Source organism: Streptomyces sp. NPDC031670 (genome assembly GCF_055580545.1).
In genome coordinates this window covers 79,080-99,748 of record NZ_JBVILC010000007.1, presented here as the reverse complement: position 1 = coordinate 99,748, position 20,669 = coordinate 79,080, and the positions used below count along the sequence as shown (strand labels likewise).

Here is a 20,669-nt window from a genome sequence, read left to right as displayed (position 1 = left end):
GGACCGGCGAAGGGATCACGCACCATGCTGCCCGACACGTACCTCACCCTGCACGAGTACCGCGCCGCCGAACTGCGCGAGGCCGCGGCCGACCACGCGCTCGCACCGCGCCCCGCACGCCATCGCATACGCACCCGGACGGGCCTCGCGCTGGTCGCGCTGGGCACCCGCCTGGCCCGGCCCGCCCCGCCGCGTCACCGCACCCGTATCGCATGAGCGGCGACGGGGGGCACGGCGAGGTGGCCGGGGGGCGCGGGAAAGCGGGCGGGCAGGGGCGTAGCCGCACTCCCCTGGCCGCCGTCCTCGCCGCCAACACCATCTCCACGGCCGGGAGTTCACTGACCCTGATCGGCGTTCCCTGGTTCGTCCTGGAGACCACCGGGAGCGCGGGGCGGGCCGGCGTGGTGGCCTTCTGCGCCACCCTGCCGATCGTGGTGGCCGCGCTGGTCGGCGGGCCGGTCATCGACCGGCTGGGGCGGCGGCGGGTGAGCGTCGGCTCCGACCTCCTCTGCGCGCTCGCCGTCGGCGCCGTCCCGCTGCTCCACCTCGCGGGCGCGCTCCCCTTCTGGCTGCTGTGTGCGCTGATGGCCGTGGAAGGGCTGGCCGCCACCCCCGGCCGCACCGCCCGGTACGTCCTGGTGCCCGACCTCGCCGAACGCGCCGGTACCACCCTGACCCGCGCGGCCAGTCTCTTCGACGCGGTGCAGCGCGGCGCTCGGATGGCAGGCGCGGCCCTCGCGGGTCTGCTGATCGCGCTGGCCGGCGCCGCATCCGTCCTGCTCCTGGACGCGGCGACGTTCGGTACGTCCGCGCTGCTGGTCGCCCTCGGCATACGCGGTATCCGCGCGGCCGAGCCGGTACGGGACGCGGCGCCGGTCTCCCTCACCACCTACCGGGCCGAACTGCGCGAGACGTACACGTACTTGCTGCGCGCCCGGCTGCTGCTCGCGGTCAGCGTGATGGTCATGGTCACCAACGGCCTCGACCAGGGCTGGAACGCGGTCCTGCTGCCCGTGCACGCCGAACGCGAACTGGGCGGCTCGGCCCAACTCGGCCTGGTCACCGCCGCGTTCGGGGCGGGCGGACTGCTGGGCGCGCTGCTGTACGGCGCGGTGGGCCACCGGTTCCCCAGGCGCGCGGTGTTCACCACCGCCTTCGTCCTGGCGGGCGCGCCCCGCTTCGTGGTGGCCGCGCTGACCGGCTCCGCGCTGCCCCTCGCGGTCACGATGGCGCTCGGCGGCCTCGCGGGCGGCATGCTCAACCCGATCCTGACGACGGTGACGTACGAACGCGTCCCCCAGGAGCTGCGCAGCCGCGTCTCCGGCGCCCTGACGGCCGGCTGCGAGCTGGCGATGCCGGTGGGCGGCCTGGGCGCGGGCCTGCTGGTGGACGGCGTCGGGGCGCGGGGGGCGCTGCTGGCGGTGGGCGCGGTGTATCTGGCGACGACGCTGAGCCCGCTGGTGTTCCCGGCGTGGCGGGGGATGGACGACCGACTCCCGCGCGGGGACGCCGAGTCGAAGCCGCAACGGGCGGTCGCGGCGCGCTGAGCACGGGGCCCGGCAGGCGGGTCAGGCCTGGCAGGCGGGCGGGCCGCAGCTCTAGCAGCTGGGTACGTCCCCGCCCTTGTCCAGCGCCTTCAGCGCGGACACGGCCCCAGACAGCGTGGTGACCGGGATCAGCCGCAGACCGTGCGGCAGCTCGGCGCGCGCGTCCGAGCACTCGTCCTTCGGTACGAGGAAGACGCTCGCCCCGTCCCGCCGCGCGGCCCGCGTCTTTAGCGAGACGCCGCCGACCGCGCCGACACTGCCGTCCGCGTCGATCGTGCCCGTACCGGCGATCGTCCGGCCGCCGGTGAGGTCACCGCCGGTGCCGTTGCCGTGGAGCTTGTCGACGATGCCGAGGGAGAAGAGCAGCCCGGCGCTGGGCCCGCCGACGTCGGCGAGGTTGAGGGTGACCTTGACCTGCTTCGGAGCGAGGTGGAGGTAGTTCAGCGCGGCGGCGGTGGCGCTGTCCTGCGACTCCTTCATCTCGGCCTGGTTGTGCTCGCTGATCTCCTCGTCGCTGCCGCCGCTCGGGTAGACCGAGTTGCGGGGCATGACGGCCTGGTCGGTGCGGAACCAGGCCCGGACGACGTCGGAGATCCCCACGCTGGCGGAGGGGCCGGTCGCCACGATGGTCACCATCCGCAGCTGCCCGGTGGTGGGCCGGGCGGGCCTGCCCTCGATGGTGATCACCGGCTTGCCCTTGTCGTCCCCGAGCACGTTCGCGGTCGGCCCCGGCTCGGCCACCGAGAACGGCAGCGGCGCGAAGCCGACGACGGCGAGCAGCGCGACGACGGGGGCGGAGCCGATGGCGAGGTTGCGGAGGCGTGAGTGACGGGGATGCACGGACCCAATGTATCGGGGCGCGCGGGAAGCCCGGCGGGGGCTGGGCCCGGACACGGCACCGGTGCAGGGCCGGACACCGCCGGGGCTCGGCCCGGACATCACACGGGGACGGGACCCGGACACGGCCGGGGCATCGCGCCGGGCCCGCACGCCGGGCTCGGGCCCCGGGCCCTACGGGTCCCGGGGATCACCGCAGCGCGTCCGCGACCTCCCTGGCCGCGTCCACCACCCTCGGTCCGACCCGTTCCGGTACCGCGTCCGCGAGCATCACCACGCCCACGCTCCCCTCTATCCCCGTGATCCCGACCAGCGGCGCGGCGGCGCCGCTCGCCCCGGCCTCCAGTTCGCCGTGGGTGAGGGTGAAGCCGGGGTCGACGAGGCCGCCGGCCTGGCGGGCGGAGAGGATGGCGCGGCCCGCGGCGCCCCGGTCGAGCGGGTGGCGGAACCCGGCCCGGTAGGCCACGTGGTAGTCGGTCCAGGTCGGCTCGACGACCGCGACGGCGAGCGCGTCGGCCCCGTCGACCAGGGTGAGGTGAGCGGTCGCGCCGATGTCCTCGGCGAGCGAGCGCAGGGCGGGCAGGGCGGCCTCCCGTACGAGGGGATGGACCTGCCGGCCCAGGCGCAGCACCCCGAGGCCGACCCGGGCGCGACCGCCCAGATCACGCCGTACGAGAGCGTGCTGTTCCAGTGTGGCGAGCAGACGGTAGACCACCGTCCGGTTGACGCCGAGTTTGTTGGACAACTCGGTGACGGTCAGGCCGTGATCGGTGTCGGCGAGCAGCTTGAGGACACGCAGTCCCCGGTCGAGCGTCTGGGAGGTCTCCGCGGTCACGACGCCCACTCCTTACGGTGAGTCGCGGCGGCTCCCCACAGGATCGCGGCACCGGTCCCATCGGCGACGCGCACAGAGGCCGCCGGCAGGCCATGGCACCGGCTGCGCTCCGCGGCGGCGCTGCCACGGGGCGTTTTGCATGGCCGGGACAGTAGCGACCGGTCCCGCTCAGCGGAAGCCCTCGTCCAGAATCCGGGCGCGCACGGGGACGACCCGTGGTTTTCCTCCTGATTCGGGACCCGCTTCCGGGCCGCCGGGACCCTTGACCGGGCCCCGGCGCCGCAGCCGGACCCGCCGCCCCGCTACTGCCCGGACGCGCGCTCCACACCGGCCACTTCATCACCGGTCACTTCACCACCGGTCACTTCATCCGCGTGGCCCACTCCTGCACCTTCTTGATCCGCTCACGGATCTGCCCGGCCGTGGCCTCCGCGCTCGGCGGTCCGCCGCACACCCGCCGCAGCTCGGTGTGGATGACACCGTGCGGCTTGCCGCTCTGGTGGACGTACGCGCCCACCATGGTGTTCAACTGCTTGCGCAGTTCCAGCAGTTCCTTGTGGGAGACGACGGGCCGCCGCTCGGCGGGCATCTCCAGGAGGTCGGCCTGCTCGGCGGGCTTCTGCCGGCTGTGCGCGATCTGCCGCGCCTGCCGCTTCTGGAGCAGCAGCTGCACCTGGTCGGGTTCGAGGAGCCCGGGAATCCCGAGGTAGTCCTGCTCCTCCTCGCTGCCCGGGTGGGCCTGCATACCGAACTCGGCCCCGTCGTAGAGCACCCGGTCGAAGACGGCGTCCGACTCCAGGGCCTCGAAGGGCAGCATGTCCTGGTCGCCGGTGTCCTCGTCCTGCTGCTTCTCGGCCTCGGCGAGGAGCTTGTCCTCCTCGGCGTACGGGTCCTCCTCCCCCTCCTTCTTCGGCTTGTCGAGCACATGGTCCCGCTCGACCTCCATCTCGGAGGCGAAGCCCAGCAGGGTGGGGATGGTCGGCACGAAGACGGACGCGGTCTCGCCGCGCCGCCGCGACCGTACGAAACGGCCGACGGCCTGGGCGAAGAAGAGGGGCGTGGAGATCGTGGTGGCGTACACGCCGACGGCGAGCCGGGGCACGTCGACGCCCTCGGAGACCATCCGGACGGCGACCATCCACCGGTCGTCGCTGTGGCTGAACTCGTCGATCTTCTTGGACGCACCCGTGTCGTCGGAGAGGACGACGGTGGCCTTGCTGCCGGTGATCTCCCGGATGAGCTTGGCGTAGGCGCGGGCGGAGTCCTGGTCCGAGGCGATGACGAGGGCGCCGGCGTCCGGGATGCCCTTGCGGACCTCGGTGAGCCGCTGGTCGGCGGCGCGCAGCACGTTCGGCATCCAGTCGCCGCGCGGATCGAGGGCGGTGCGCCAGGCCTGCGAGATGGCGTCCTTGGTGAGCGGCTCCCCGAGCCGCGCCTCGATCTCGTCACCGGCCTTGGTGCGCCAGCGCATGTTGCCGCTGTAGGAGAGGAAGATGACCGGCCGGACGACACCGTCGCCGAGGGCGTTGCCGTACCCGTAGGTGTAGTCGGCGGAGGACCGCCGGATGCCGTCGTTGCCCTCCTCGTACGTGACGAAGGGGATCGGATTGGTGTCGGACCGGAAGGGGGTACCGGTCAGGGCGAGCCGCCGGGTGGCGGGGTCGAAGGCTTCGAGGCAGGCCTCACCCCAGGACTTGGAGTCACCGGCGTGGTGGATCTCGTCCAGGATGACTAGGGTCTTGCGCTGCTCGCAGCGGTTGCGGTGGAGCATGGGGCGCACGCCCACACCGGCGTACGTGACGGCGACCCCGTGGTAGTCCTTGCTCAGCGGCCCCGCGCTGTAGTCGGGGTCCAGCCGGATACCGATCCGCGCGGCGGCCTCCGCCCACTGCTTCTTCAGGTGCTCGGTCGGTGCGACGACGGTGATCTGCTGCACGACGTGGTGGTGCAGCAGCCACGACGCGAGCGTCAGCGCGAACGTCGTCTTGCCGGCGCCGGGCGTGGCGACGGCGAGGAAGTCACGCGGCTGCTCCTGGACGTACTTCTCCAGCGCCCCCTGCTGCCAGGCACGCAGCTTGTTGGCCGTACCCCAGGGGGCACGTCCGGGAAAGGCGGGCGAGAGGTGGTGGGAGGCGGTAGTAGTCACGGTCTCCGGTTCGCACGATCGGGGGCGGGCGGGTCTGGGTTCGGGTGTGGGTCTTGAGGTGGGTGCGGCGGCGTCTGTCCGGGCGTGCCAGGGGCTCCACGGCGGTCCGGCCGACGCGGCGCCCACGGTCACGTACGTACGACAACCGGGCCACCTTACCGGTGGGGGTGGGGGGCACCGGGGGTGACGGGGCGGGGGGGTGAGGGGGGTCACAGGGGGTGCGGGGGGGCGGGAATTCGCTTCGGGGTGGGGGTGCGGGGGCGGGACACGTATCGGGCCCCGGGGGCACACAGGGCGCGAGGGGTGCAGGGGCGAAGCCCTGCCAGGGGCACAAGGGGCGCAGGGGCGAAGCCCCGCCAGGGGCACAAGGGGCGCAGGGGCGAAGCCCCGCCAGGGGCACAAGGGGCGCAGGGGCGAAGCCCCGCCAGGGGGCCGGGGACGGAGTCCCCGGGAAACCTCCTTCCCCCTCCCCCACCGCTCCCACCCCACCCCACCCCCGGAGGGTTTAGGGAAGGGGCGGGGAGGGGCGAACCCCCCGCAACCGGACCCCCACCCACGCCCCCACCCCCGCAACCACCGCCATCGGCAGAAACACCGCCACGAACGCCCCCGGATGCCCAGCCGCCCCAGCCACCCCACCCGCCACGGCGACATCGTGCGCAGCCCCCACGGACCCCCCGCCGAGCGCCGCGAACGCCGCCCCGCCCCCCGCGAGCAGCAGCACGTTCGACAGGCCGTCCGAGATCTGGAGGGCGGCGGAGTTCGTCCCCGCCTCCTCCGGCGCCGAGAGCTTCAGCAGCAGCACACTCGTCGCCGCGATGACCATGCCCATGCCGAAGCACCCCACGCCCCAGGCGACCGCCACCACCCACACCGGCACCCACGACACCAGCACGCTCGGCGCCGCCGCGATGGCGGAGGCGACCATCAGCATCCCCACCACCATCAGCCGCTCCCGGTACGGCTCGGCCCACGGCCGCGCCTGCACGTACGAGCCGAGCGCCCACGTCCCCCCGCCCACCGCGAGCGACAGCCCGGCCATGGTCGGCGACATCCCCCGCTGCGTCACGAGCATCAGCGGTACGAACGACTCCGCCGCGATGAATGACCCCGCCGCGATCCCCCGGAGCAGTACGACGGACGGCAGCCCCCGCACCGCGCGGTACGTACCGCGCGGCAGCAGCGCGCGCCGCCCCGCGACGGCGGGCACCAGCAGCGCGGCGCCGGCCACGGCCGGCAGGAGCGAGAGCGGGCGGAGGTCCTGCCCGGCGTACTGGAGCAGCCCGGCCCCCAGCGAGATCATCAGCGCCAGCCGGATACGACGGCGGTCGAAGGGCTGGGCGGGCGCGTCCGGGTCGGCGGGCCCGGAGGCCATCCGGCGGATGGCGGGCAGCGCGAGCGCGAGCGGGAAGACGACGAGTACGGGGATGCCCACGAACACCCACCGCCACCCGAGGTGCTCGGTGACGCTGCCGGCGGCCAGCGGCCCGACCACCGAGGGCACCACCCAGCTCGCCGCGAAGGCGGCCATGATCGCGGGCCGCATGTGCTCGGGGTAGGCGCGCCCGACCACGACGTACAGCGGCACGATGACCAGCCCGCCACCGAGCCCCTGCACGGCCCGCCCGCCGATGAAGGTCCACATGTTCACGGCGGTCCCGGACAGCAGCAGCCCCGCCCCGAACGCGGCGATCCCGACCGCCAGCGCCCCGAGCGGCCCCCGCCGGTCGGCCCACTGCCCGGCGACGACCATGCCGAACAGGCTGGTCGTGAAGTACGCGGAGAAGGCGAACGCGTACAGCGACACCCCGTCCAGCTCCCGCGCCGCCACGGGCATGGCGGTCCCGACGGCGGTCGCCTCGAAGGCGATGAGGACGACGACGGCGATGGTGCCGATGCTGAGCGCGCGGTGGGTTTTACCGAGGATGCCGGGGGTGCCGGGGCCGGGGGCGTCGGGGCTGGAGGGGTCGGGGCTGGGGGACGGGGTGACGTCGGCGTCGGCTGGTTCCAGGGCGCTCATGGGCCCACAGTAAGGGCCGAGGAAGGCTTTGACCCCTGTCCAGAGGAGGTGCCGCGGATCAGCATTTGGTCGTAAGCCCGACCTCCGCCCGCTTCCGCCCCGCGGCCCTCCACGAGGCCGCACATGAACGCGACATGGCAGTCACATTGCAGCCCCCGCCCGGGCCTTCCGCTGCCTCCCCCGCGCCCCCTACGGTCAAGGAAGTCAGCACATGGCCGTGTGCCCGAGTGGCTCAGGGGCTCGTCTGCAAAGCGAGTTACGCGGGTTCGATTCCCGCCACGGCCTCCAGCAACACCCGAGAGCGGGCGCCCCCACGGCACAGGGGGTGCCCGCTCTTACCGCTTCGGCGCACCCCTAACGCGACACGGGAACGAGTGTCGGCGTGGCTGGCAGACCACCGTCGTGTGCGCAACCGAGTTGCTTGGCCAGGGCCAGGGCGGCGGAGTGCAGAGCCGTCAGGCTGGCTTCCCACAAGGGCCTGGTCTCCTTGTCCGGTGGGTAACGGTCCGAGATTTCACCGCCGATGAGAGCGGGGCGCTCCACGGAACCGGGCAGTTTCGGGGTTGCGCACTCGAAGAAGAGATACGACCTCTTAACTCCTGCGGACGCCCGCTTGCCCATGGCATATGGGTGCTGGCCGGCAGCGAGGTCGCCGCCGTCGAGTTCGTACTTGCCGACGAATCCGAACGTCAGGCGGGCGTCCGTAAAATCGTTTCCGCCTTTCCTGTAGACGGAACACAGAGTCCGCTCGCGCGCACTGGAACCCCCACGCCGAAAGTCCTCCTCCAAGTCGGCCGCTGTCTTGAGCACGCCTTGGTGTGCCGGGTGCGGGTGGAAGAGCTTCGCCCCGGTCACGGTCTCCAGCGCCGCGGCACCCTGACCGGAGAAGGCCCTGTCACACAACTCATCTGCGCCCAGGAATTTGGGCCCACTATCACCGTCGGCGTCAGCTCCGCCACCGCACGCCACCAGCGCGAGCGCCCCCAGCACGGTCAGGGACGCATACCACGTCCGGCCGCACCACGCCCTTCCCCCTCGCAGCATGGGCCGTGAACCTCCCTCCATGTCAGCCCGTTTCGGGGTCATTGCCCTGCTGGTTCTCGCGCGCGTTGCCTTTCGCGTACCCCATGTCCATCGCGTCCTGCAAATCCTGTCCGAAATCACTCCTGGAACGGATTCTGTGGTACTCCATGAAGTGCTTCATAGGTGACTCGGCACTGTACTCACCGGCTCGAAAAATGGCTGTCTTCTGCTCACGAGTGAGGTCTTCGATCTTTTCCTTGTGCTCGTCCACAGACTTGTCCGACCAGTCGCCGATCACCTGACCGGTGATCTGCTCCAGGGCGCCGTGTCCGGTGTCCATAGCGAGCGGGACGAGGACGGCAGCCGCCCCGGCCGACGCCGCTGTGGCCGGCAGGAAGGCCACACCGGCTGCCATCGCGGACGTCGTACCGAACTCGACCCAGGCAGACCGTTTCGCGTGCGCCTTCTCGTACTCCTCATGCATCTTCATTCCTTCGGCCTCGACCTGATCGGCCCGCGACTGGTCGAGCATCCCCTGCACCTCGGCACCGGTCCGCAGGGCTTGGCGCACTGCTCCTTCATGGATCGTGCCGTTCGCGCCGACCTGAGCCTCAAGCGTGCTGGTCGTATAGATGCGGTCGGCCGTGGCCATGGTGGCGTACGCGTCCGGATGCTGCCCCAGCGTGCTCAGGAACTGGCGCACGTCCCCCTGTTCGAATTGTGCATGCGCACTTGTGTTTTTGCCCGGCGCGAACACACTGTCCGTTCGACGGTCGTCAATGGCCCAATGAATGTCATCCATGTATCCCGCCCCCATGTTTCCGAGGCTGTCGGCCATGGCCTCCTGTTTTTTGAGCAATTTCGGCTCGGCGCCGTACTTGGTGACCACGTCCTGCATGATCTCCGCCGACGTCTCGTCCCGTCGCAACTGCGGATGCGGGTCGTCCCACGCATGCCCGAGTGTCGCCGACTCCAGCGCGTGTCCGAACGCGTCCGGCATGTAGGACGCGGACTTCTTGGCGTCGCCCGCATCGTGGCCTTCGATGTCGGGAAAGGACTTGTAGTCCTCGCTCGCGAACACGTCGAGATAGTTCGTGATCGCTTGACCGTCTTTGTCCTTACCCAAATCCGCGACGCCATCCTTGACCGCGCCGTCCTCGTTGTACGCGGTCGGATCCGCCGAGAAGAACTGCTTCGACGCCTCCGGGCTGTGACCGAGCGCCTCCAGCATGGACGTCACCGGGTCGTAGCCGGAACCGTTCACACCAGAGGGGTTGAACGGGTTCTTCTGCCAGCCCCCGACCGGCTTCGTGTCGGCGAACAGGTACGGGTTCTTCTGGTGCAGCTGAACCACATGCTCAGCGATCGGGTCGAGGAACTTGGGATCATAGTTCCCGTATCTCATGATGCCGCCGAGCAGCTGATAGCCGTACGGAGGATTCATGTCGTACTTGGCCAGCGGAATCCTCTGCGTGCCAAGCTTTCGCAGCTCCGTGCCCCAAGTGTCCGGCAGATGCCACTTATTGTCGGGATCAGTCGCCGTGGCCAGACTGAGCCCGAGGTTCTTCTGCAGCTCCTGGACGTCCTTGAGCCGCTCCTTGTCCACCTTGGCGTAGTCGTACGTGTCGGTCGACAACTGCCCGAAGAACTCCAGCGCGCCCTTCGGTCCCAGCTTCGAGTAGAAGGTCGTGGTGAACTCCGCCGAGCCATGGTTGTCCCGCAACAGCTCGTTGAGTTGATTGAGTTCGGTGTGAGTGAGGGCCCGCCCCTTGGAGGCGAGATCGAGCGCACGCTGCGCCTCTTCCGCGTCCAGACTGGAGAACCGGGGCGTGGTGAAGTTGTTGGCGTCGGTGACGTTCGCCGCCAGAGCCCGCCGCAGCGCCTCGTCCGCATCGTCGCACTCGTCGACCAGCGCCTTGATGCGCTGCTGCCACTGCGCGAGGTTGTCCTTCTGCTTCTGCAGTTCGAGGGAGATGCCCGGATCGTGGCGGGCGGTGTAGTCGCCGGAAAGCGAGTAGCGGGCCGTGACCCGGCCCTGGGCGTCCACCACGATCCCTGTCTTCTCCGAACCGTCGACGATCTTCTGTAACTCGTCCTTGGCCCGTTTGAACGCCGCGTACCCGTCCGCCAGAACCGCGTGGATCCCCTTCGCCTCCGCCGCCGCGTCCTCGAACTCCTTCGCCGTCTTGTCGATGAACTGCTTGGTGACCCCCGCGTTCACCCCCGCCCAGTCCGCCTTGTCGGCGTGCGCCTTCATGCCTTTGCGGGCCTCTTCGGCGAGGGTCTTGAGACGGGTGACCATGTCCGACCAGTCGTCGACCGCGGTCTTCAGCTTGTCGAGCGGCGCGTTGACCACGTCGTCGTACGTGAGCATGTCCTGATACCGACCTTGATGGCTCGAAGTCCCTGTACGTGCCCGGCGCCTGACGCCCGCCCCAAGTCCTGGACGTCAGGTCGTCGTCCTCTGTTCGTCTACTTCAGGTATTCGTCGATCCGCGACACCGCAAGGAGCTCGCCCCCGACGCGCTCGTCGTCCTTGGCGTGCGCGGCCATCGAGTAGTCGAGATGGTTGGAGATCTGCGCGCAGGCGTCGCTGAGGGTACGCAGCTGGGTGTCCCACTTGGCGCGGACCTTCGCGAGTTCGGCGCCGCAGGTGAAGTTGCGGGCGGTGAGCGCGGTCGCCGCGGCCCCGGTGGATTCGCGGGCGTGATTGCCGTCGCGCCTGAGCCCGTCGTGGAGCTTGAAGGCGTCCCCGCCGACCACACCGAGGTCGTCGCGCCGCACGCTCAGGTCGGCAGCGGCCGGGCCGCCCGGCCCGTCGTCGACGCGGTTCAGCCGCATCGCCACGTTCGCAGCCGCACTCTCCTGCGCCTGACGCCACTCTTCCTCGAACGACATGCGGACCCTGCCCCCGTACGCCCCCGGACGACTCTTTACCGATCCCAAACCGTACGGAGGGCCCGCTCTTCGCGCCAGCACATCCTCCGGCTATGGGAGGACGTGGCCGTTTCATCCCCCCTGAATGGCTGGGATGGGGCGGGTGGTGTGTTGACGAGGTCGTGGGTGCTGGGGTTTGCAGGTGCTGTAGGTGGTGTGCGTGTCGCCCGTGTGGCTTACGGGGTGCGGCGGCGTGACCGTACGAGCAGGACCGCCACCGCCACCACGACGACACCCGCCGCGCCGAGTCCGACCCACAGGCCGGTGTTACCGCCCCCGTCGTCCGAGTCGGGCGCGGCGGCCTCGGCGGGTGCGGGTTTGTCCGAGGCGGTGGGCGTCGGGGTCGGGGAGGCGGATCCCTGCGGCGTCCCGGCCGGGGCCAGGTCGGGCAGCGGCCACTCGTCGGCCGGCCCCGGGTCGCCGGGGGTCTTCAGGGCGACGCGGGGACGGACGACGCCGTATCCGATGTAGTCACTGCGCTTGTCCCCGTTCTTGGGGCCGCCGGCGGTGTTGAGCAGGACGCGCAGGACCTGGTTGTTGGTCCACTGGGGGTACTTGGACCAGATGAGGGCGGCGGAGGCGGAGGCGAGGGCGGTGGCGTCACTGGTGCCGTGGCTGAGGCAGATCTGGGTACCGCCGCCGCAGGCCTCCGTCATTTCGTCGCCGGGGGCGGCGAGATCGACCTGCGGGCCGTGCTCGGACTCCTTGGTTGCCTCGATCTTCCTGTCTACGGCTGCTACGCCTACTACGCCGGGCGTTGCGCCCGGGTATTCAACATGATTGCCCTTGTCGCCGCTGTTGCCGACGGAGGCGAACACCAACGCTCCCTTGCTGGAGGCGTACTTCACGGCGCTGGTGAGCTCATCCGACCCTTGCTCCGCGCCCAGCGAAATATTGATCACCTTGGCGTCGTGGTCCGCGGCGGAGCGAATGGCTTCGCTCAACTTCTGGACGAACTTGGCGACGTCCCTGAGCTTCGACCCTTCGTCCGACGGGGGCATGCGAATCGGCAGGATTTTCACGCCGGGCGCCAAACCGTAGGCCCCGTTACCGCCCGACCTCTTGCCCGTTCCGGCGATCAAGGAGGCCATGGCGGTTCCATGCCCCTTGTAGTCGGTCTGGGCGTCCCCCTGCTGCTTGGAGAGGTCGATTCCGGGCAGCACCTGCCCTTGCAGGTCCGGCAAATCGCCTTCCACGCCGCTGTCGATGACCGCGACCGTGATCCCCTTGCCCGTGCTGGTCTTCCACATCTCCTCCGCCTGCATGGCGTCGAGATGCCACTGCCGCTCGCGGACCGTGTCGGCTTGCGCGGGCGTGGCGGCGGCAACGCCCACCAGCAGCGTTCCCAAGAGGAGGGACACGGCACGGCCGTGCCTCGTTACCCGATGGCTGCTGGTAGGCATGCGCTTCCTTCGTAGGGCTCAGTCGATTACAGGCGGCACGATACGGCGGTCGCTCTGCTGCCAGGTCTCCTCGTCCTCGGTGAGGTAGTCCGGGCGCTCGCCCTCGCGCTCGTCGCGGCGCCCGGCGGGGCCGTGCGTACCGGGCGGAATCATCCCTCGGCCGCCGGAACGACCGGCTCGCGATTCACCTTCGGCCGTGCCGTTGCGTACGAGACCCGAGCCGCCCTCCGTGAACGGACGGCCGCTCCGGGCGCCCGGCTCGGTCGGGCGCCCACCGACGATGCCGCCGGGCTCGCCCGCCAGACGGCGTCCACCGGAGAAGCCTCCCCGGCCTCCGCCGCCGCCCACATGGCCACCCGCGCCCTGGCCCATCGGCGGACGGCCCTGCATGCCCTGAGTGCCTCTGAGGCCCTGTCGGCCCTCGTCGCCGACGACGGTGCCCCGGGGGATGCCGCTCGTGGGCCGGCCTTCACCGGGCGGTACGGGTCGGCCGCCGACGATGCCGGGCTCTCGCGGCAGCGCGCTCGGGGGCAGGCCCCCCACAGTGCCGCGCCCGGGAAGCCCGGGGCCACGGAGACCGCCTGTCGCCTGCCGACCGCCCAGGACGCCCGGTTCCGGCACCCCGACCTTCCCGCTGCCGGTGAAGGTGGGCGGGACGATCCCGACGGGCGGCGTCGGCATGACGTCGGGTCTACCGACAGGTGACGGGGTCGGGGTGCCAGTCGGCCCGGTGGGCGTGACATGGGTAGGTGGAGGCAGGGTGTTGACGCCGTCGATCGCCGTCGCGACCGGTAGGTCATGAACGGGAGTCGGCATCGCCACACTCGGAGTGACGGTGTGCGGCAGCCCTGTGGCAACGGTGGTGCCGTCCGGCGTCACCATGGCCTTGGACGTGTGACCACCGGTCCGGGTGGTGGAAGTACCGCCGCTCCGACTCGAGGACGACTGGCTGCCACTCACATGCGTCATCTCATTACGCCCGTCGTCCGCCGGCACGAAAGCCGCCGGCGGCGGCGGAAACACCGGCGGTCGCAACCCCGCCACCTGCTCCCCCGACTGCACATACACATCCGCGAGCCGCTTCAGCTCGCGCACCGCCTCCTGCCGCTGCCCCTCCATCTTCTCGTTGAGGCCGGTCAGCTTCGCCGACGCGTCGCGGGCGTCCTTCTGGCCGTCGGGGTCGTGGTGGGCCGCGATGTACAGCTTCTGGGTGTCGGTCGCCTGCTGTTTGAGGGCCGGGTCGTACTCCGGGACCGCCGACTTCGCCTGGGTGATCGCGTGCGAGACCGAGGCGAGCCAACCCGAGGCGTCCTGGCTGTACTTGCCCAGTTCCAGCGTGGCCATGGCCGCGTCGTGGCCCCAGTCCGTGAACGCCTTCGCGCCCTCGCCCTGCCAGACCACCCTGCTCATGTGCAGCTTGAGGTCGTCGCCGATCTTCGTGATCGTCGTGGCCGCCTTCGCCAGCTTCTGGGCCAGGCCGTGGGCGGAGTCGCCCTTCATCCCCTGGACCATGGTCCACAGTTCCTGGTGGGACTTGGACTCGAAGTCCGTACGCTCCACCGGCGGCGTCTTCGGCGCGCCCTGCGCCCCCTGCGCGCCCTCACTGCTGCGGCCCTTGTTCTCAGCCATCCCGTCGCACCACCATTCCCCGACTCCCGTCGTCCCCCGTCACGTACGCGGCGAGCGCCGCGTACGCCGCGTCGTTGGCCGCCTCGTCCGCCTCGTCCGCCGCGTCCATCAGATCGTGCCGCCCGTCGCGCCCTTGTCCGGCGCGGGCCCGGTGGCCTGCGGCGACGTGCCCGGGGCCGTCCCCGGCCCGTACGCGTCGTACTGCTTGTGCAGCTCGTCACTGATCGTGCGCATACGGTCGCGGACGTCCGCGTCCACGCCGTCGTACCCGTTCTCCGCCGCCAGTACGGCGATGCACAGGCCCTCGATCTGCATGCTCAGCGCCTTGGAGAGCTGGCTGATCTGCTCGTGGACGACCTCGTACACCCCGTACAGGAACGCGCTCTCCTTGAAGGAGTCCGGTCCCAGCTCCGACTTGGCCAGTCGGTCCGCGCCGATCTTCACCGAGGACGCCTCGGACTCGTTGAGCTCGGTGAGCAGCGCGTCGACCCGCTTCTTGAACGTGAGCATCGACTCGGCCTCGCGGGCCATGTCCGCCGCCGCCGCCACGGCGGCACCGGCCGCCGCCCCGAACCCGGGCATCATCCCGAGCACCGGCACCAGCGCGTCCATTCCGGGCGCCGCGCCCCCGCTGCCGTCCTGCGCCACAGTCGCCTCCCCGTTCGCCGTTCCCCGTACAGCTCCGAAAGTAACTGTAGTCAGCACCGCTGACAGACTGAACTCCTCCCTCTGCTTTCGGTCTTGACCGATCGCTTCTCTTGCGAGGACACGTCTGTGACCGGATGGGTTCCCGTCCCACGACAAAACCGGGCGGGACGCATCGGTCTCGTCCCGCCCGGCCCCTCAGCGCGCCACCCCTCAGCTCGTCAGCGCGCCACCCCTCAGCCCGTCAGCCCCCTACGGGTTCCCCGCCGTCACCACCGCCGCCTGCGGGCGGATCGGGAGGCGGTTGACCGGGCGGCCCGTTGCCGCGCGGACCGCCGAGGCGATCGCCGCCGGGCTCGTCACCACCGGGACCGCGCTCGCCGCCTTCGCGCCGAAGGGGGCCACCACGTCGCGCTCCTCCACCAGCTTCACGATGCGGATGTCGGGGGCGTCCAGGGCCGTGGGAAGGGCGTAGCCCGTCAGGTCGGGGTGGCGGACCAGGCCGCGGGCCGTGCGGAGGTTCTCCGTCAGCGCCGCGCCCACGCCCTGGGTCACGCCCGCCTCGATACGGGCCGCAAGCTGCGCGGGGTTGAGGACGCGGCCCACGTCCTGGGCCACCGCCAGCTCCACCACGCGGACCGAGCCGATCTCGATGTCCACGTCCACCACCGCGCGGATCGCGCAGAACGCCAGGCCCACGAAGGCGTCGCCCTGGCCCGTCTCGTCCAGGGGCTCGGTGGGGTGCGGGCGGCACTGGGCCGTGGCCCAGAGCTCCTTGCCGTCCATCGCCTCGGTGACCGTCGTGGACAGCACGCCGTCGTACGACGTGATCTTGCCGTCGGCGATCTGGAGCAGCTCCGTGGACATGCCGAACTTGTGCGCCAGCGGCTGGAGCAGCTGCGTGCGGACCATCTTCGCCGCCCGCTCCACCGCTCCCCCGGACACCCAGGTGTGGCGGCCGTGCGACGCCGGGCCCGCAGGGGGCTGGTCCGTGTCGACGGGGGCCACGTGGACCTCCTCGATGCCCAGCGTCTCCTGGACGATCTGGCGGGCCAGCGTCGTGAAGCCCTGGCCGGTGTCGACCGCCGCGCAGATCACCGTGGCCACGCCGTCGTGCACCTTGACCGTGGCCGTCGACACCTCGTCCGTGCCCTCGGCGCCGAGCATGTGCACCATGCCGACGGCGTAGCCGACGCCCCGGCGCACCGCGCCCGGCTCGCCCGCGCCCTCGGGGCCGCCCGGCAGCAGCCAGTCGTCCTCCGGGGCGTCCTTGGGGAGGGTGGGCAGGGGGAAGTCCCGTACGGCCGTGAGCAGTTCGGCCACGGGGGCCGGGCACGTCACCGTCTGGCCGGTCGGGAGCAGGTCGCCCGTCGCCAGGACGTTGCGCAGACGCAGCTCCGCCGGGTCCAGGCCCAGCTTGGCCGCCAGCTTGTCCATCTGGCCCTCGTAGGCCGCGCACACCTGCATCGCGCCCTCGCCCCGGACGTGGCCGGAGGGCGGGTTGTTCGTACGGACCGCCCAGCCTTCGACGAAGGCGTGCGGGACCACGTACGGGCCGCAGGCGAAGGCCACCGCGGCGGCCAGCGACTCGGACGACGCCTCCGCGTACGCGCCCGCGTCCAGAAGGATCTGCGCCTCCACCTTGACCAGGCGGCCCTCCGCGTCCGCGTGGTGGCGGTAGCGCAGCAGGGTGGGGTGGCGGTGGGCGTGGCCCAGGAAGGATTCCTCGCGGGTCGCCGTCAGCTTCACCGGGCAGCCGGTGCGCAGCGCGAGCAGGCCCAGCGGCAGCTGGAAGCCCAGGTCCTCGCGGTCGCCGGTGGCGCCGGGCACGCCCGTGACGACCACCTTCACGCGCTCCGGGTCCAGGCCGAAGCACGCCGCCGCGAGGTCCCGGTCGGCGTGCGGGTCGGTGGAGGCGGTGTAGATCTCCACGCCGCCGTCGGGGCGCGGCACCGCGAGCCCGGCCTCGGCGCCGATCGGCGCCGGGTCCTGGCGGCCGATCCGGTACAGGCCCTCCACCACGACCTCGCCGGTCACGTCCGGGTCGCCGTACTGGAGCGGGATGTGGCGGATCAGATTGCCGTCGGGGTGCAGCGGTTCGGCGCCGAACGCCTTCTCCGGGTCGGTGACCGGTTCCAGCAGCTCGTACTCGACCGCGATGGCCGCCGCCGCCAGCCGGGCCGTGTCGGGGTGGTCGGCGGCCACGGCCGCGATCGGCTCGCCGTGGTGGCGTACGACGTCGGAGGCGAAGACCGGGCGGTCCGCGACCCCCCGGCCGTGCGCCGCGTCACCGGGCACGTCGGCGTGGGTCACCACGGCCCGTACGCCCGGCATCTCGGCCGCGGCCGAGGTGTCGATGGAGACGATCCGGGCCGAGGCGTGCGGCGAGCGCAGCACGGCCGCCCACAGCAGACCCTCGGCCCACAGGTCGGAGGCGTACGGGAAGGTGCCCTCGGCCTTGGCGCGCGCGTCGGCGGGGCGGAGCGGGGCGCCGAGCCCGTGGGTGGGCACGGCGGCCTGCTCGGGACCGGTGCCCGCGCCGTCGACCGCCGTGGTGGCCGCGGTCGTCGCGGTGGCCGCGTCGTTGCTCACGCCATGCCTCCGTCGTGCGTGTGCGAGGGCTGGACGCCGCCCGCGCCGGGGCCCGCCTGGTGCGGAATACGGGCTTCTTCGGTGGTTGCCGCGGGCTGCCCGGCCGGCCGGCCCGAAGGCTGGCCCGCCGTGTCGCCGGGCGGGGCCGTCTGCGCCTCGCGCCCGGCCACCACCTCGCGTACGGCGTCGAGCACGCCCCGGTAGCCGGAGCAGCGGCACAGGTTGCCGCAGAGCGCCTGCCGGGTCTCCAGCTCGGTCGGCGCGTGGTTGCCCTCCAGCAGGTCGTGGAGGGTCATGGCCATGCCGGGGATGCAGAAACCGCACTGCACGGCCCCGCACGCGGCCAGCGCGCGCTGGACGTCGGAGGGTTCGCCGTCGGTGGCGAGGCCCTCGACCGTCCGTACCTCGGAGCCCGCGGTCGTGGCGGCGGGCACCAGGCAGGAGGCCACGAGACGGCCGTCCACCTGCACGTTGCACGCGCCGCACTCGCCCTGCGAGCAGCCGTCCTTGGCCCCGGCGAGCCCCAGGCGCTCGCGCAGCACATAGAGCAGCGACTCGCCGACCCACGCCTCGGTGACGGGGCGGTCGGTGCCGTTGACGCGCAGGACGTAGGAGGCGCGGGGGTGCTCCAGGTCGGCGGCGGGCGGCAGCTGCGGCTCGGGCTCGGGGTGGAGCGCGGATACGGGTTCGGGGTGGAGCGCGGATACGGGGCCCGGCTCGGGGGCCGGTGCCGCTTCCTGTACGGAGGCCGGTTCCGGGACGAGCTCGGGCTCCGGCTGCGGCTCGGGCTCGGCCTCCGGGAGCGGCTGGGCCGGCTCGGCGTGGAGGGGAAGCTCATCGGCGTGGCCGGGAAGCTCGTCCACGTGGACGGGACGCCGGTCCGCGTGCCCGGTCCCGGGCATCGGCTCGGCGGCCGGCAGCGGAACGGCGACCGGCTCCGCGTCGGCCGGCTCGGCGCCGGAGGCGTCCGGCGCCTCCCCCTCCGCCCGGACGTCCTCGCGCTCGTGCCCGAATTCGCGCCCGTGCTCGTGCTCGTGCCGCTCCTCGGGGAGCTCCTGCCGTACCTCCGTCGCCAGCGCCGCCGCCCAGGGCGCGGGTGCGCCGCCGGGCAGGGTCGCGCCGGGGTGGGGCGCGTTCCAGGACAGGACCGGTTCCTCGCGTACGGGCCCGGGGGCCGCCGGGGCGTCCAGGGGCGCCGAAAGGTCCGGGGAGGCCTGGTGGCGGGCGTCCAGGGCCGCCTGGTGGTGTGCCTGCGCGAAGTCCTCCACGCGCGCGTCGGCGGCCTCGGGGCTCGCCTCCACGGCGGGCTCGGGCTCGGCCGGCGGCTCGGGGTGCGGTTCGGGGTGCGGCTGCGGCTGTTCGGTCGCCCAGGGCGCGGCGGCGCCGCCGGGCAGGGTCGCCGGAGGGGTCGTACCCCACTGCTCGATCAGAGAGGATGTACTGAATTCGCCCGATTCATCCGGCAGTTCACCACCGGCGACCGGGATCGTCCACTGACCGCTGGGCTGTCCGTTCAGCGCGGGGTCGTCCGGAAACGTCCACTGGCCGGTGGCGTGCCGGTCCCGCGGAGCCTCGCCCAGCGGATCGCTGAGCGGGTCCGGCTCGGGCCGCGGGTGCGCGGACGCGTCGGGCCACCGCACCGACCGCACCTGGCTCTCGCCCCGGTCCGGCTCGGCCGGCGGCGCCGGGAAGGTCCAGGCGCCGGTCGAGGCCGGATCGGTCGCGGCGGCGGGCGTCAACGGCACGATCATCGGCGGCACATAGCCGTGCCCGGGCGCGGCCAGCGGGTCGCCGCCGAGCAGCGCGTCCAGGTCGGCGGGCAGCTGGACGAAGGCGGTCGCGCCGTCGTCGTACTCGCCGCCCTGCGGGACCGGCTGCCAGCCGCCCGTCCCCCGTGCTCCTTCGGCAGTGTGCTCGCCGTGGTCGCCGCGGTTGCCGTGGTTGCCGTGGTTGTCGCTCACGACAGCGCCCTCCCCAGTGCTCGTCGGGCCAGTGCGGCGACCGTGCGCCGCAGGTGCAGGACGGCGGGCGACAGCGCGGGGGGCTCCGTGCCGTCGGCCGCCGGTGCCGGGTCCGGGATGCAGGCGGCGGCCACGTACTCGCCGAAGGCACTCAGCGCCTCCGGGGCCAGCGCCGCCCGCTCGCCGTCCCAGTCGATCAGGGAGGCGATCCAGCGCTCGGCCTCCAGGGGCCGCAGCGGCATCGGCGCGATCGCGCCCACCGCGCAGCGCACCCCGCGCCGGGCCGGGTCCAGGACGACCGCGACCGAGGCGGTGGCGCGGCCGGGGCCGGTGCGGCCGGTCGCCTTCAGGAACACCTGGGGGGCGTGCAGCAGGGGCACGCGGACATGGCCGATGAGTTCGGCGGGGGCCAGCAGTTCGCGCCCGGCCAGCAGGTGCGACACCGGGATCTCCCGGCGGGCGCCCTCGGGGCCCGCGATGACCAGCGTGGCCTCCAGCGCGGCCAGCACGGGCAGCGCGTCGCCGGTGGGCGCCGCGGTGACGATGTTGCCGCCCAGGGTGCCCGCGTTGCGGATCTGCGGGGGTCCGGCGGCGCGCGCCGCCGCCGCGAGCGCCGGGATGAGCGCCGCGAAGTCCGGGCGCCCCATCCGCGCGTGCGTGAGCCCCGCGCCCAGCAGGGCGTGGCCGTCCTGGTACTGCCAGCCGCGGATCTCGTTGATCCGGCCGAGGCCGACGAGGCCCGCGGGGCGCAGCAGGCCCCGGTTCACCGCCGCCATCAGATCGGTGCCGCCCGCGACGGGCACGGCGGCGGGCATGGCGGCGAGCGCCGCCACGGCCTCGTCGAGCGAGGCCGGCAGTGTCACCGACTGCGCCGCCTGCGGTGCGTGCGTGGTCAACCCAGCTGCCCCTTCCCGGTGTCCCGGCCGTCCCGACTGTCCCGCCAGTGTGTGGCTGTGTTGCTGCGCGTTGGCCGTACGGTACGTGCTCACAGCCCGGACGTGGCAACTCTGGCACATCTTCCGAGCCGCTCGACGCGAGGGTCCGCGAAGGGCAGTTCCGTCCCCGACCAGGGGAATGGTCCGGATTCACGGTGG

The 20,669-nt window shown here is 72.3% G+C and carries 15 protein-coding genes and 1 tRNA gene; 3 read left to right on the top strand and 13 right to left on the bottom strand.

All coding sequences use genetic code 11. The annotated features are described in order from the left end of the window. The first annotated feature begins 24 nt into the window (after positions 1-24). Entirely contained in the window at positions 25-216 is a 192-nt protein-coding gene (locus ACZ5ID_RS15540; RefSeq protein WP_468897603.1) for a hypothetical protein, read from the top strand. Next, on the top strand, positions 213-1,547 hold the full coding sequence (locus ACZ5ID_RS15535) for an MFS transporter (RefSeq protein ID WP_468897602.1): 1,335 nt from the start codon (positions 213-215) through the stop codon (positions 1,545-1,547). Before ACZ5ID_RS15540 ends, ACZ5ID_RS15535 begins: the two co-directional genes overlap by 4 nt. A 51-nt stretch (positions 1,548-1,598) precedes the next feature. Here ACZ5ID_RS15535 and ACZ5ID_RS15530 read toward each other — a convergent pair whose 3' ends face one another. The 4 genes from ACZ5ID_RS15530 to ACZ5ID_RS15515 form a co-directional block, all read right to left on the bottom strand. Then, positions 1,599-2,387 (bottom strand): YlbL family protein, encoded by a 789-nt coding sequence (locus ACZ5ID_RS15530; protein WP_468897600.1) that lies wholly within the window; start codon positions 2,385-2,387, stop codon positions 1,599-1,601. A gap of 187 nt (positions 2,388-2,574) precedes the next feature. Continuing rightward, positions 2,575-3,219: an IclR family transcriptional regulator gene (locus tag ACZ5ID_RS15525; RefSeq protein ID WP_283143297.1), complete on the bottom strand. Its 645-nt coding sequence runs from the start codon at positions 3,217-3,219 to the stop codon at positions 2,575-2,577. A gap of 361 nt (positions 3,220-3,580) precedes the next feature. After that, entirely contained in the window at positions 3,581-5,365 is a 1,785-nt protein-coding gene (locus tag ACZ5ID_RS15520) for a DEAD/DEAH box helicase (RefSeq protein WP_468897598.1), read from the bottom strand. 505 nt (positions 5,366-5,870) lie between these two features. Further along, on the bottom strand, positions 5,871-7,385 hold the full coding sequence (locus ACZ5ID_RS15515; protein ID WP_468897596.1) for an MFS transporter: 1,515 nt from the start codon (positions 7,383-7,385) through the stop codon (positions 5,871-5,873). A 213-nt stretch (positions 7,386-7,598) separates the two neighbouring features. Between ACZ5ID_RS15515 and ACZ5ID_RS15510 the strand changes: the two genes are divergently transcribed. After that, positions 7,599-7,673 (top strand) — tRNA-Cys (locus ACZ5ID_RS15510). Between the two features lie 66 nt (positions 7,674-7,739). Here the strand turns inward: ACZ5ID_RS15510 and ACZ5ID_RS15505 are convergent. The 9 genes from ACZ5ID_RS15505 to ACZ5ID_RS15465 all read right to left on the bottom strand — a co-directional run bounded on the left by ACZ5ID_RS15505 (position 7,740) and on the right by ACZ5ID_RS15465 (position 20,471). Beyond that, entirely contained in the window at positions 7,740-8,429 is a 690-nt protein-coding gene (locus ACZ5ID_RS15505) for a hypothetical protein (RefSeq protein WP_468897594.1), read from the bottom strand. Positions 8,430-8,451: 22 nt separating this feature from the next. Then, complete coding sequence (locus ACZ5ID_RS15500; RefSeq protein ID WP_468897592.1) at positions 8,452-10,782, bottom strand: hypothetical protein; 2,331 nt, start codon at positions 10,780-10,782, stop codon at positions 8,452-8,454. Positions 10,783-10,880: 98 nt separating this feature from the next. Continuing rightward, positions 10,881-11,306 (bottom strand): hypothetical protein, encoded by a 426-nt coding sequence (locus ACZ5ID_RS15495; RefSeq protein WP_468897591.1) that lies wholly within the window; start codon positions 11,304-11,306, stop codon positions 10,881-10,883. Between the two features lie 215 nt (positions 11,307-11,521). Continuing rightward, on the bottom strand, positions 11,522-12,706 hold the full coding sequence (gene mycP / locus ACZ5ID_RS15490) for a type VII secretion-associated serine protease mycosin (RefSeq protein WP_468897589.1): 1,185 nt from the start codon (positions 12,704-12,706) through the stop codon (positions 11,522-11,524). Between the two features lie 60 nt (positions 12,707-12,766). After that, positions 12,767-14,377, bottom strand: a complete 1,611-nt coding sequence (locus tag ACZ5ID_RS15485; protein WP_468897587.1) for a WXG100 family type VII secretion target — start codon at positions 14,375-14,377, stop codon at positions 12,767-12,769. Between the two features lie 108 nt (positions 14,378-14,485). Continuing rightward, positions 14,486-15,025, bottom strand: coding sequence for a hypothetical protein (locus ACZ5ID_RS15480; RefSeq protein ID WP_468897585.1), 540 nt, complete (start codon positions 15,023-15,025; stop codon positions 14,486-14,488). A gap of 249 nt (positions 15,026-15,274) precedes the next feature. Beyond that, positions 15,275-17,614, bottom strand: a complete 2,340-nt coding sequence (locus tag ACZ5ID_RS15475) for a xanthine dehydrogenase family protein molybdopterin-binding subunit (protein WP_468897583.1) — start codon at positions 17,612-17,614, stop codon at positions 15,275-15,277. Beyond that, entirely contained in the window at positions 17,611-19,575 is a 1,965-nt protein-coding gene (locus tag ACZ5ID_RS15470) for a (2Fe-2S)-binding protein (protein ID WP_468897582.1), read from the bottom strand. The genes ACZ5ID_RS15475 and ACZ5ID_RS15470 overlap by 4 nt, the downstream gene beginning before the upstream one ends. Beyond that, positions 19,572-20,471: an FAD binding domain-containing protein gene (locus tag ACZ5ID_RS15465; RefSeq protein ID WP_468897581.1), complete on the bottom strand. Its 900-nt coding sequence runs from the start codon at positions 20,469-20,471 to the stop codon at positions 19,572-19,574. The genes ACZ5ID_RS15470 and ACZ5ID_RS15465 overlap by 4 nt, the downstream gene beginning before the upstream one ends. Between the last annotated feature and the right edge of the window lie 198 nt (positions 20,472-20,669).